A 10,000-nucleotide genomic window follows, 5' to 3' on the forward strand; every position below is an offset into this window, starting at 1 on the left:
TTGGATGCAGCGATTAGCGAGCTATGGCGCAAGGTCCTGGCTAAGATAGAAAAATCGCTAAGCAAACCCAGTTTTGATACCTGGCTGAAGGCGACCAAGGCTACTACATTAGAAGAAGATGCATTGATCGTAGTGGCCCCGAACGACTTCGCCAGAGATTGGCTCGAAACCAGGTACTCTCAATTGATCACCGATACACTATATGAAGTGACTGGTATCAATATGAAGGTAAAATTCGTCGTCCTGCAAAATCCGGATGCCGCATTTGCCGATGAACAGCCTGTCCCACGGGCGAAGGCACCAGCCGCGCCCACAGCAGCAGACGATCAACCGCCCAGTATATTGAATCCAAAGTATACGTTTGACACATTCGTGATTGGGTCAGGAAACCGTTTTGCGCATGCAGCGTCCCTTGCTGTTGCAGAAGCTCCTGCCAAAGCGTACAATCCCCTCTTTATTTACGGGGGCGTTGGACTTGGTAAGACTCACTTGATGCACGCGATTGGCCATTATGTCATCCAGCACAATCCATCCGCTAAAGTTGTCTATTTGTCGTCTGAAAAATTTACGAACGAGTTCATCAACTCCATCCGGGACAACAAGGCCGTAGAGTTCCGCAACAAGTACCGGAGCGTAGATGTTCTATTGATTGACGACATTCAGTTTCTGGCAGGCAAAGAATCGACGCAGGAAGAGTTCTTTCATACATTTAACGCGCTTCATGAAGAAAGCAAGCAGATCATCATTTCCTCTGACCGGCCTCCCAAGGAGATCCCGACACTGGAGGACCGACTGCGTTCCCGCTTCGAATGGGGCTTGATTACCGATATTCAGCCGCCTGATTTGGAAACGCGGATTGCTATTTTGCGCAAAAAGGCAAAAGCGGAGAACTTGGACATTCCCAATGAGGTCATGGCTTATATCGCCAACCAGATCGATAGCAACATTCGCGAACTTGAAGGCGCCCTGATCCGTGTAGTTGCTTACTCATCCTTGATCAATCGCGATATTGATACGCAGCTGGCAGCAGAAGCACTGAAAGATATTATTCCGTCTTCTCGCCCTCGCGTGATCACCATCATCGATATTCAACGCGCCGTTGGAGAAGCATTCAGCCTCAAGCTGGAGGATTTCAAAGCGAAAAAGCGGACGAAAACAGTAGCTTTCCCGCGCCAAATCGCGATGTACCTCTCCAGAGAGCTGACAGATGCGTCGTTGCCGAAAATCGGTGACGAATTCGGTGGACGTGACCATACAACCGTGATCCACGCCCATGAGAAAATCTCTCGTGCACTGGCGAATGATCCGCAAATGCAGACGACCATTCAATCGCTCATTGAAAAGCTAAAAGCAAATCATTAAACCTGTGCATAACGTAAAAAGCCTATACACAACTTACCCACATGTGTATAGGCTCTCTTTTACGTGTTGGATCCACATATCCACAAATCCACAGGCCCTATTACTACTTCTGTTAAAAAGATATATCCTAATAAGATATGATAATAGCGTAGCCATTATGCACAGCTTTAAAAAAATGGCTAGAGAGAGGGAGGCTTACGTTGATGCATATCACCGTTCAACGAGACAAGCTGTCTAACGCGGTTTCACATGTCAGCAAAGCAGTATCCAGTCGCACAACAATTCCTATTTTGACCGGGATCAAGATAAAAACAGATGACGAAGGATTGACCCTGACTGCCAGTGACTCTGATATTTCCATCGAGGTTCAGATTCCTTTGGAAGAAGCAGGTGAATGGGGAGTTACGATCCATCAGCCAGGAAGTATCGTTTTGACTGCTCGTATTTTCAGCGAAATCGTACGCAAGCTGCCTAGCAACGAAATTGACATCAAGGTAGACGATCGCTTGGTGACGCAAATTCGTTCCGGTCAGGCTGAATTCACGATCAACGGCATGGATGCAAATGAATATCCGCAATTGCCGCATCTGGAAGAGGATAAAGTATTCAGCGTTCCCTGTGATCTGCTGAAATCCATGATTCGACAAACCGTTTTCGGTGTATCTACTTCGGAAATGCGTCCGATTTTGACAGGTCTGATGTGGTCTTTGGAAAAAGGCCAGCTGCGTTTTGTCGCAACAGACAGCCATCGCTTGGCCAGTCGCACTGCTATGGTGGAATGCCGTGAAGATCTTTCCTTCCACAACGTTGTCGTACCAGGTAAAAGTTGCAACGAACTGGTAAAAATATTGGATGACGAGCAAAATCCGGCTGACATCGTCGTAGCCGACAACCAAATTCTGGTGAAATCCAAGCACATCCTGTTCTACTCCCGCTTGCTGGAGGGAACTTACCCGGACACGACCCGGATCATTCCTCAAGGCAGCAAAACCGAGATTACGGTAAGCACGAAGGAATTTTTGCAGTCCATCGAACGCGCTTCCTTGCTCTCCCGCGAAGGAAAATCCAACGTGGTGAAGCTGGTTACACTCCCTGATGGCACTGTTGAAATTACCTCCAACGCTCCAGAGATCGGGAAAGTAACGGACATTTTGGCACCAAAAGCGATGAACGGAGAAGAACTGAAGATCTCCTTCAATGCCAAGTACATGATCGATGCGTTGCGCGCTATCGACAGCAGCGAAATCAAAGCGAGCTTTACCGGCCCGATGAGTCCATTTGTCATTCGTCCGACTGACCATGACTGGATGCTCCATTTGATCCTGCCAGTCCGAACCTACTAGGAATTTTCTCGTAAAAGGACGTTTTTACGTAAAAGAAAGGGGCCCTACTATGCGTGAGGTTTCCATCAAGACCGAATATATTACCCTGGGGCAATTTTTAAAGCTGGCTGACGTCATTGACACGGGAGGCATGGCTAAAGCGTTTCTCGCTGAAGTTCCCATTCATATCAACGATGAGTTGGACAATCGACGCGGACGCAAGCTGTACCCGGGAGATGAAGTGGCGATCGAAGGATTTGGCCGCTATCAGGTGGTCAGCCGCTGAGAGGAGAGCGTGATTCTTGTTTCTCAAGAACCTTTCGCTGACCAACTATCGTAATTACGAGTCGCTTTCCTTATCGTTTGACGGCCCGATCCAGCTTTTCATTGGCAACAATGCGCAAGGGAAAACCAACGTACTGGAGTCCATATACGTACTCGCCCTGGCCAAATCCCATCGCACGCCCCGGGACAAGGAGCTTATTGCATGGGAGGCCAACTATGCAGCCATCCGTAGTGATGTTCTTCGTCGCTACGGATCTGTTCGTTTGGAGCTGCAGTTGACAGCCAAAGGAAAGCGGGCCAAAATCAACGGAATGGAGCAGCAAAAGCTAAGTGCTTATGTTGGGGCACTGAATGTCGTTATGTTTGCTCCGGAGGATTTGTCTATCGTCAAAGGAGCGCCTGCCCAAAGAAGACGTTTCATCGACATGGAAATTGGCCAGGTATCCCCGACGTATCTGTATTATTTGAGCAATTACAACAAGGTATTGCAGCAGCGAAACCAGCTTTTAAAGGATTTGGCGATGAAAAAAAGCCACTCTCTGGAAATGCTGGCAATTTGGAATACCCAATTAGCCGATTTAGCGGTAAAATTGTTAAAGAAGCGTTTTGAGTTCATTCGGAAGCTGGAGACGTGGGCACGCGAAATCCACACCGGCATTACCGACGGCAGGGAAACGCTCTCTTTGCATTATGAAAATTCTTCGCCAGTCACAGAAGAACTGGCAGCTGAACAGGCAGTAGATGTCATGCTGGCTGCTTATGAAGAAGTGCGCGACCGGGAAATCATGCGCGGGAGCACACTGATCGGGCCACATCGTGACGACTTTTCACTTAAAGTGAACGGCATGGATGTGCAAACGTATGGTTCGCAGGGGCAGCAACGCACCAGTGCGCTGTCCATCAAATTGGCAGAAATTGAGCTGATTAAAGAAGAAGTGGGCGAGTACCCCGTTCTTTTGTTGGATGATGTCTTATCAGAGCTGGATGAACATCGGCAAACCTTATTGCTCGAGACCATCCAGGATCGCGTACAGACGTTTGTAAGCACCACGGGTGTGGAAGGCTTAAAGCATCAGGTTCTCCAGCAAGCCTCGCGTTTCTACGTGAAGGAAGGGAGCATATCGGGGGAAAGGTAGGGAAACAGGAATGTTTATACACATTGGTGGAGATACTGTGGTGAGCACGAAGGAAGTCATTTCCATTCTTGATCATCAGACAATGAAATCCTCGAAAATCAACAAGGCTTTCTTGAATGAGAAACGCAAAACGGTAGTCGATCATAGCGAGGAAGAAACAAAATCCTATGTGATCACCCAGGACGCCATATACTGTTCACCTATTTCTTCTCTGACGCTGAAGCGACGCGCTCAGTTCGTGGACAGCTTGGATCAGGTTCCCTTTGCACAAGCTGAAGTGGAGGAGTTGACTTAACTAGTGGATCAAGCGACAAAAGATACAAACTACGATGCCAGTCAGATTCAAGTACTGGAAGGGCTGGAGGCTGTTCGTAAACGTCCCGGGATGTATATCGGGTCGACCAGTAGCCGCGGTTTGCATCACCTGGTATGGGAGATTGTCGACAATGCAATCGACGAAGCACTCGCCGGTTATTGTGACAATATTTTGGTAGTCATTCAGCCGGACAACTCCATCGCGGTAACCGATAATGGCCGGGGGATTCCTACGGGTATTCATGAAAAGACCGGAAAATCGACGGTTGAGACGGTTCTGACTGTCTTGCATGCCGGCGGTAAGTTTGGCGGTGGCGGATACAAGGTATCTGGTGGTTTGCATGGGGTTGGTAGTTCGGTAGTAAACGCGCTGTCCGAATGGATGGAAGTCGAAGTCAAGCAAAACGGCAACGTGTACCACATGCGTTTTCTCATGGGTGCGCCGGAAGCGGATTTGGCTATCGTAGGCGCAACAGAAGAGACGGGTACCAAGGTCACCTTCAAGCCTGACCCGACTATCTTTACCGAAACGACCGTGTTTGAGTACGATATTTTACAAAAACGCATTCGTGAGCTGGCGTTCCTCAACAAAGGTCTGCGAATCACGCTAAGAGATGCGCGTCCTGGGCAGGAGCGGGAAGAATCGTTCCACTACGAGGGCGGTATCGTACAGTTCGTACAGTACCTGAACAAAAACAGGGGAGCTCTGCACGAAGAGGTCATTTATTGCGAAGGGGAAAAAGAAGGTTTGCTGGTAGAAGTGGCTTTGCAGTACAACGACAGCTACCTCAGCAATATTTACTCCTTTGCGAACAATATCAATACACACGAAGGCGGTACGCACGAGACTGGCTTTAAAACAGCGCTGACTCGTGTGATTAACGACTACAGCCGCAAGTTCAACTTCCTGAAGGAAAAGGATCCAAACCTGTCCGGTGATGACGTGCGTGAAGGAATTACGGCGATCATCTCGGTAAAAATTCAGGAGCCGCAGTTTGAAGGACAAACCAAAACCAAGCTGGGTAACTCCGAAGCCCGGAGCATTACCGAGTCGGTGTTTGGCGATCGCTTCAACAGCTTCATGGAAGAAAATCCTGGCGTTGCCAAAAAAGTCGTTGAGAAAGCCTTGATGGCTTCTCGCGCTCGTGAAGCAGCTCGTAAAGCACGTGAGATGACGAGACGGAAGAGCGCATTGGAAGTCAGTGCTCTGCCGGGTAAATTGGCGGATTGCTCCTCCAAGGATGCATCTGAATCCGAACTGTTCATCGTAGAGGGTGACTCTGCGGGCGGATCTGCGAAAATGGGGCGTGATCGTCACTTCCAAGCCATTCTGCCATTGCGCGGAAAAGTATTGAACGTAGAAAAATCTCGTCTGGACAAAATTTTGGCCAATAACGAGATCCGTGCAATCATTACGGCACTCGGTACGGGTGTAGGCGAGGACTTTGACATTTCCAAAGCGCGCTACCACAAAGTCGTCATCATGACGGATGCCGACGTGGACGGTTCTCACATTCGCACGCTCCTACTGACGTTCTTCTATCGCTACATGAGACAACTGATCGAAGCGGGCTATATTTATATTGCACAGCCACCGCTTTATAGCATCAAACAAGGCAAAACGCTCCACTACGCCTACACGGACCAGCAGCGCGACGAAGTTCTCGCCACTCTCAAAACGGTTCCAAAGCCAAGTATTCAGCGCTACAAAGGGCTGGGTGAGATGAATGCAGACCAGCTGTGGGAGACAACGATGGACCCATCCATGCGCACTCTCCTGCAAGTAAATCTGGAAGACATCATGGAATCGGACAGTGTGTTTGAAACATTGATGGGCGATGAAGTAGAGCCTCGCAGAGAGTTCATTGAGCAATTTGCGGCTAGTGTGCGTGACCTCGATATTTAATGTGCCTCAAGTTACAAAAAGCTTGCCCAGTAGAGGGCAAGCTTTTTCACATTTATTGTCTGTGCGATATTGCTTCCGCTTGCTTTTTGACCCACAACACTGCATTGATTTGCGTTAAAAGGAGTAAGCCAGCTGCAAACGTGATGAGAAAACAGAGTAACGCCAGGATAGATGCTACGGACCACTCTAAAACGGGGAGCCCGAGGTAGGTTTGCCACCCAATGGCGATTAAACCAAACAGGAATGCGATGCCTGAGAGATGGATCAGTCCTTTTCGTATGGAAGGGTGAAGACGAGTGTACTCCGACATCCAAGCAAGAAACGGGATGACCTGGATAGCATGAAAACCGAGGCCATGCAGCCAAATAATGTTCCCATGCAGGCCGAAGTAACGACCTGCGTTAAAGGAGATCCAGACTCCTGCTGCAAAGGAAAAGAGAACGGCAATCATGGCATAGCGAATCCCCACTATAAGTTCAGGACGTAAACGATAAGCCATTTTGCCGAAAAACGGAATGGCTGCGAACAGATAAAACAGCACCAGCAGTAAAGCAACAAAAGTAAAAATGGAACCTACCCAGACATCAAAATCTGTGCCGCCCTTTACGAACCTCGGGTCTACACCTCGAAAATTTTGTACGGTTTCCGCAAAGTATGCATACAGCGCGAGGAGAATATACGACCAGCGAAAGACTGCTCTACTCGTGTTACTCAGAGCGGTAAATGGCATAATGGCTGCAGTGGACAACAGGAAAGTACCTAGAGCTGCATCGAACGAAAATGCTTTCAGCACATCTCCTTTTGGAAGCACGACAGCCCCGTAAATCATCACCCAAATCCCGCACACGGCCGCCAATAGGAAACCGAGTAATCCGGTGAGGACCAGCCATTTCTCCCCCTGAAAAAATGTAACGGCCACTTTCTTATCCATTCGAGCCACTTTTATCACGTAAGTTCCCCATTCCCTTAGTTATAGTCTTAAAGGTACTGGATGATTGGGAGAGTTTGGAAATGTCTTGGGGTTGAAATCGATCTTTACCTAGAGAATGATTTCTGCTTCGGACTAAAGTCTGAATGTGAAAGGGAAAGAATGTGAGAAATTGCGTAGAGACTATCAGTTCGTAATCGTTCTGTGCTCGTCATTCAAGCGTTCAAACGGCATCCGTTTGAACTAGGCGGTGCCTTCTCCTCAGACGTTGCCAAGGCAGATCGTGTGGTAGGAAAGCAGCGTGCCGGTATCATATGAATTAACATCGATCACTGAACGTTCAGTTCTATAAGGCCCCGTGGCATGGTTACAAAACATGAACGAAACGTCCAACCAAGTAGATGGTTTAAAAGCGCAAATATGTGACACTATATACGTTGGCACTGCTTGCCTAGGTAGGGGCAGTGCCTTTATAATTCTGCTTGGTAAGCTTAATAGAAAGATTTACAATTCAGGAAAAAAAGTTTTAGAAATTCTATTGCAATGAACAAAATTATATGCTAGATTATAGTTCCAAGGGGAACACGGGCCTATAGCTCAGTTGGTTAGAGCGCACGCCTGATAAGCGTGAGGTCGGCTGTTCGAGTCAGCCTAGGCCCACCACTTATACCCGTTATGGGGCTGTAGCTCAGTTGGGAGAGCGCCTGCCTTGCAAGCAGGAGGTCATCGGTTCGATCCCGTTCAGCTCCACCATTTCTGTACATAGATTTTCGGTCTGGAAATCGAATTATTCCTCGGTAGCTCAGTTGGTAGAGCAATCGGCTGTTAACCGATCGGTCGGCGGTTCGAGTCCGTCCCGAGGAGCCATCTTCGCTCCTGTAGCTCAGTCGGTAGAGCGTTTCCATGGTAAGGAAGAGGTCGCAGGTTCGATTCCTGTCGGGAGCACCATTGTACATACATTTGGCCCGTTGGTGAAGCGGTTTAACACAGCAGCCTTTCACGCTGTCATACAGGGGTTCGAATCCCCTACGGGTCACCTATTACCCACACTAGATGTTGGGGCACCCGCAAAGTAATTGCTGCAGAGCATACCGTTACTTTGTAGGGAATTGTGGAGGCTTAGCTCAGCTGGGAGAGCATCTGCCTTACAAGCAGAGGGTCGGCGGTTCGATCCCGTCAGCCTCCACCACTTTTGATAATGAAATCATCCAAACATGGAGCTGTGGTGAAGTTGGAGTTCACGCCGGTCTGTCACACCGGAGGTCGCGGGTTCGAGTCCCGTCAGCTCCGCCATTTCTAAAATGGCTGGTTTACTCGAGCGGCAAGTGTTTGCCAAATGCTTGAGGCTCGGTAGCTCAGTCGGTAGAGCAGAGGACTGAAAATCCTCGTGTCGGCGGTTCGATTCCGTCCCGAGCCACCATTTATACTTTCATAAATGCCGGTATAGCTCAATTGGTAGAGCACCTGACTTGTAATCAGGGGGTTGTGGGTTCAAGTCCTATTGCCGGCACCACCTTACACAAGCTGAAAATGTCCGAATGGCATTGACAGCGTATGGGTAACCTTTTACAAGGACAAGCTGGGGAGATAGCGAAGTGGCTAAACGCGGCAGACTGTAAATCTGCTCCCTCTGGGTTCGGCGGTTCGAATCCGTCTCTCCCCACCAGTTTTATACTTGGCTGTTGGGGTATAGCCAAGCGGTAAGGCAACGGACTTTGACTCCGTCATTCCTAGGTTCAAATCCTAGTACCCCAGCCATTTGCATGAGCCATTAGCTCAGTTGGTAGAGCATCTGACTTTTAATCAGAGGGTCGAAGGTTCGAGTCCTTCATGGCTCACCAGTTTTCACAACTTCACATGCGGTCGTGGCGGAATTGGCAGACGCGCTAGATTCAGGTTCTAGTGGTGGCAACACCGTGGAGGTTCAAGTCCTCTCGACCGCACCAAACAACCTCAATAACTACAAATCACATGCGGACGTAGCTCAATTGGTAGAGCGTCGCCTTGCCAAGGCGAAGGTCGAGGGTTCGAGACCCTTCGTCCGCTCCATATGTGCCCTTAGCTCAGCTGGATAGAGCGTTTGACTACGAATCAAAAGGTCGGGAGTTCGAATCTCTCAGGGCACGCCACTTTTCATTCAAAGTGAAAAGGATATAGTCGGGAAGTAGCTCAGCTTGGTAGAGTACTTGGCTTGGGACCAAGGGGTCGCAGGTTCGAATCCTGTCTTCCCGACCATGTTTTACAACTTGATAAGCCGGTGTGGCGGAATGGCAGACGCGCGCGACTCAAAATCGTGAGGGAAACCGTGGGGGTTCAAGTCCCTTCACCGGCACCATATTCTTGCGGGTGTAGTTCAATGGTAGAACTCCAGCCTTCCAAGCTGGTCGCGTGGGTTCGATTCCCATCACCCGCTCCATTTTTTTGCGGAGGGATACCGAAGTGGTCATAACGGGGCGGTCTTGAAAACCGTTAGAGTGAAAGCTCACGCGGGTTCGAATCCTGCTCCCTCCGCCATTTAGCCTATAATATTGTGGCGGCGTAGCTCAGCTGGTTAGAGCGTTCGGTTCATACCCGAAAGGTCGGGGGTTCGATTCCCTCCACCGCTACCATAGGGGCATAGTTTAAAGGTAGAACGAAGGTCTCCAAAACCTTTGGTGTGGGTTCAATTCCTACTGCCCCTGCCAAAGAATTCTTATACTCATTATGGCGGTCGTGGCGAAGGGGTTAACGCACCGGATTGTGGCTC

7 protein-coding genes and 22 tRNA genes (1 of these 29 cut by a window edge) are annotated in these 10,000 nt (G+C 49.1%); 28 read left to right on the forward strand and 1 reads right to left on the reverse strand.

Annotated features, from left to right (window positions below; genetic code table 11):
• The 6 genes from dnaA to gyrB all read left to right on the forward strand — a co-directional run bounded on the left by dnaA (window position 1) and on the right by gyrB (window position 6,326).
• Window positions 1-1,362, forward strand: a complete 1,362-nt coding sequence (gene dnaA / locus ACLIN2_RS00005) for a chromosomal replication initiator protein DnaA (RefSeq protein WP_122960434.1) — start codon at window positions 1-3, stop codon at window positions 1,360-1,362.
• Window positions 1,363-1,565: 203 nt separating this feature from the next.
• On the forward strand, window positions 1,566-2,705 hold the full coding sequence (gene dnaN, locus ACLIN2_RS00010) for a DNA polymerase III subunit beta (protein ID WP_122926436.1): 1,140 nt from the start codon (window positions 1,566-1,568) through the stop codon (window positions 2,703-2,705).
• Window positions 2,706-2,754: 49 nt separating this feature from the next.
• Window positions 2,755-2,970: a S4 domain-containing protein YaaA gene (gene yaaA / locus ACLIN2_RS00015; RefSeq protein ID WP_092271091.1), complete on the forward strand. Its 216-nt coding sequence runs from the start codon at window positions 2,755-2,757 to the stop codon at window positions 2,968-2,970.
• Window positions 2,971-2,986: 16 nt separating this feature from the next.
• A complete protein-coding gene (gene recF / locus ACLIN2_RS00020) occupies window positions 2,987-4,105 on the forward strand; it encodes a DNA replication/repair protein RecF (RefSeq protein ID WP_411502983.1) in 1,119 nt (372 codons plus the stop codon).
• Between the two features lie 10 nt (window positions 4,106-4,115).
• The gene (gene remB / locus ACLIN2_RS00025) at window positions 4,116-4,400 is read left to right on the forward strand and encodes an extracellular matrix regulator RemB (protein WP_092271085.1); all 285 of its coding nucleotides are present in this window, start codon (window positions 4,116-4,118) and stop codon (window positions 4,398-4,400) included.
• 3 nt (window positions 4,401-4,403) lie between these two features.
• Entirely contained in the window at window positions 4,404-6,326 is a 1,923-nt protein-coding gene (gyrB, locus tag ACLIN2_RS00030) for a DNA topoisomerase (ATP-hydrolyzing) subunit B (RefSeq protein WP_092271082.1), read from the forward strand.
• A 52-nt stretch (window positions 6,327-6,378) separates the two neighbouring features.
• Here gyrB and ACLIN2_RS00035 read toward each other — a convergent pair whose 3' ends face one another.
• On the reverse strand, window positions 6,379-7,257 hold the full coding sequence (locus tag ACLIN2_RS00035) for a hypothetical protein (RefSeq protein WP_411502984.1): 879 nt from the start codon (window positions 7,255-7,257) through the stop codon (window positions 6,379-6,381).
• 583 nt (window positions 7,258-7,840) lie between these two features.
• Here ACLIN2_RS00035 and ACLIN2_RS00040 point away from each other — a divergent pair.
• The 22 genes from ACLIN2_RS00040 to ACLIN2_RS00145 form a co-directional block, all read left to right on the forward strand.
• A tRNA-Ile gene (locus tag ACLIN2_RS00040) sits at window positions 7,841-7,917 on the forward strand.
• 14 nt (window positions 7,918-7,931) lie between these two features.
• Window positions 7,932-8,007 (forward strand) — tRNA-Ala (locus ACLIN2_RS00045).
• Window positions 8,008-8,045: 38 nt separating this feature from the next.
• Window positions 8,046-8,121, forward strand: a tRNA-Asn gene (locus tag ACLIN2_RS00050).
• A 5-nt stretch (window positions 8,122-8,126) separates the two neighbouring features.
• Window positions 8,127-8,202: transfer RNA gene (locus ACLIN2_RS00055), tRNA-Thr, on the forward strand.
• A gap of 14 nt (window positions 8,203-8,216) precedes the next feature.
• Window positions 8,217-8,290: transfer RNA gene (locus tag ACLIN2_RS00060), tRNA-Glu, on the forward strand.
• Window positions 8,291-8,367: 77 nt separating this feature from the next.
• Window positions 8,368-8,443, forward strand: a tRNA-Val gene (locus tag ACLIN2_RS00065).
• A gap of 27 nt (window positions 8,444-8,470) precedes the next feature.
• Window positions 8,471-8,547: transfer RNA gene (locus ACLIN2_RS00070), tRNA-Asp, on the forward strand.
• Between the two features lie 51 nt (window positions 8,548-8,598).
• Window positions 8,599-8,674, forward strand: a tRNA-Phe gene (locus tag ACLIN2_RS00075).
• Between the two features lie 17 nt (window positions 8,675-8,691).
• Window positions 8,692-8,767: transfer RNA gene (locus ACLIN2_RS00080), tRNA-Thr, on the forward strand.
• Window positions 8,768-8,835: 68 nt separating this feature from the next.
• Window positions 8,836-8,920, forward strand: a tRNA-Tyr gene (locus ACLIN2_RS00085).
• Between the two features lie 17 nt (window positions 8,921-8,937).
• A tRNA-Gln gene (locus ACLIN2_RS00090) sits at window positions 8,938-9,012 on the forward strand.
• A 7-nt stretch (window positions 9,013-9,019) separates the two neighbouring features.
• Window positions 9,020-9,095, forward strand: a tRNA-Lys gene (locus ACLIN2_RS00095).
• 18 nt (window positions 9,096-9,113) lie between these two features.
• Window positions 9,114-9,200 (forward strand) — tRNA-Leu (locus tag ACLIN2_RS00100).
• Between the two features lie 27 nt (window positions 9,201-9,227).
• Window positions 9,228-9,303 (forward strand) — tRNA-Gly (locus ACLIN2_RS00105).
• 3 nt (window positions 9,304-9,306) lie between these two features.
• A tRNA-Arg gene (locus ACLIN2_RS00110) sits at window positions 9,307-9,383 on the forward strand.
• Window positions 9,384-9,412: 29 nt separating this feature from the next.
• Window positions 9,413-9,489: transfer RNA gene (locus ACLIN2_RS00115), tRNA-Pro, on the forward strand.
• An 18-nt stretch (window positions 9,490-9,507) separates the two neighbouring features.
• A tRNA-Leu gene (locus ACLIN2_RS00120) sits at window positions 9,508-9,589 on the forward strand.
• Between the two features lie 7 nt (window positions 9,590-9,596).
• Window positions 9,597-9,670, forward strand: a tRNA-Gly gene (locus ACLIN2_RS00125).
• 9 nt (window positions 9,671-9,679) lie between these two features.
• A tRNA-Ser gene (locus ACLIN2_RS00130) sits at window positions 9,680-9,768 on the forward strand.
• 18 nt (window positions 9,769-9,786) lie between these two features.
• Window positions 9,787-9,863, forward strand: a tRNA-Met gene (locus tag ACLIN2_RS00135).
• Between the two features lies 1 nt (window position 9,864).
• Window positions 9,865-9,938 (forward strand) — tRNA-Trp (locus tag ACLIN2_RS00140).
• A gap of 22 nt (window positions 9,939-9,960) precedes the next feature.
• Window positions 9,961-10,000, forward strand: a tRNA-His gene (locus tag ACLIN2_RS00145); it runs 36 nt beyond the window's last position.

This window comes from Brevibacillus centrosporus (assembly GCF_046622605.1).
Taxonomy (GTDB): Bacteria; Bacillota; Bacilli; order Brevibacillales; family Brevibacillaceae; genus Brevibacillus; species Brevibacillus centrosporus.

Bases quoted from the DNA above. Each gene is read 5' to 3' on its own strand.
- yaaA (WP_092271091.1), top strand. From the start codon at position 2,755: ATGCGTGAGGTTTCCATCAAGACCGAATATATTACCCTGGGGCAATTT.
- dnaN (WP_122926436.1), top strand. From the start codon at position 1,566: ATGCATATCACCGTTCAACGAGACAAGCTGTCTAACGCGGTTTCACAT.
- remB (WP_092271085.1), top strand. From the start codon at position 4,116: ATGTTTATACACATTGGTGGAGATACTGTGGTGAGCACGAAGGAAGTC.
- ACLIN2_RS00035 (WP_411502984.1), bottom strand. From the start codon at position 7,257: ATGGATAAGAAAGTGGCCGTTACATTTTTTCAGGGGGAGAAATGGCTG.